Genomic DNA, 1,211 nt, shown 5'->3' with positions numbered 1-1,211 from the left:
CCAGCTTGCAAATGATTGTCCTTTCCTTCATTTCTCTCCTATTACGAAGATTTTAAACAGGTTCTAAGGAAGCCATGTATAATATGGCTTCCTTATTATCGTTTTTAGCATTAACATCAGCACCATCGTTAAGACACCGTAACACCTGATCATAATTATCCTCAATAACCGACTCAATAATTTGTTTATTTCTAAGTAAAGTAATTATTTCCTCATTGTCAGTAAAGAAAAGTGGTGTTCTATCAAAGCTATCTTTCGCATTAGCTTTGGCTCCTGCCTCCAGAAGAAATTTAGTCATATCAGCATTATTAGCAGAAGCAGCATGATGTAATGCAGTTTTACCTAGATTACCCCGGGTATTGATTTTAGCACCTTGCTTTAAAAGAATTTCTGCTGTAGCACGGTGACCATAATAAGAAGCATAGTGTAATGCAGTTTCATCTTGATTATCCCGGGTATTGATTTTAGCACCTCTCTCTAAAAGAAGTTTTACTACACTAGCCACACCTTTGAAGGAAGCAATGTGTAATGGGGTTTGACTACTATCGTTTTGAGCATTAACATTAACACCACCATTAAGGCATTGTAACACCTGATAGTAATCACCACACTCAATAAATCGCATTAACTTTAGAAAGCTTACCGCCTCATTAATACCTCTTTTTTCATTATCCAGTAACTCATAATAATATTCATTGAAGCATTCCCATAACTTATCCTCTATTGCTCGTCTTATTTCCTCATCTAGATAAAGAGCTTTTACAGGCCTTTTGGTACATGGGTCTGTTGCGTTACCCCCTTCTTTTTTCCACCACTTAAAAATCTCATGGTACTCAAACACATTTTGCGACTTTGAATCATCATCATATATTATTCTAACAGGCTCTAATATTAGTTCTCCTGTTATCGGGCAAAGCAGACCACTTTCTTCAAAGCAATTATTACCTTTTTCAATCGCCTTCTCAATATACTTACCTATTAAACGCTCATAGTCTGCTAATTCATCATTGTTCTTACTATATTTCTCAAAAATTTTATATAAATCATAATGTTCAATGTTATTTAACATAATTTTACTTCGCAAATTATAAAAAGGCTAAGGTATGTACTAAAAATAGAACTTACAAGTATTTTCTTCAATTATAAGAACCTGTTTAAAATCTTCGTAATAGGAGAGAAATGAAGGAAAGGACAATCATTTGCAAGCTGGT

1 protein-coding gene is annotated in these 1,211 nt (G+C 34.1%); it reads right to left on the bottom strand.

Annotated features, from left to right (window positions below; genetic code table 11):
- Positions 1-52: 52 nt before the first annotated feature.
- Complete coding sequence (locus OZD61_RS01505) at positions 53-1,069, bottom strand: ankyrin repeat domain-containing protein (RefSeq protein WP_274979592.1); 1,017 nt, start codon at positions 1,067-1,069, stop codon at positions 53-55.
- Between the last annotated feature and the right edge of the window lie 142 nt (positions 1,070-1,211).

Source organism: Wolbachia endosymbiont of Drosophila bocki, assembly GCF_028982005.1.
GTDB lineage: Bacteria > Pseudomonadota > Alphaproteobacteria > Rickettsiales > Anaplasmataceae > Wolbachia > Wolbachia pipientis.
This window is presented reverse-complemented; position numbering and strand designations above follow the sequence as displayed.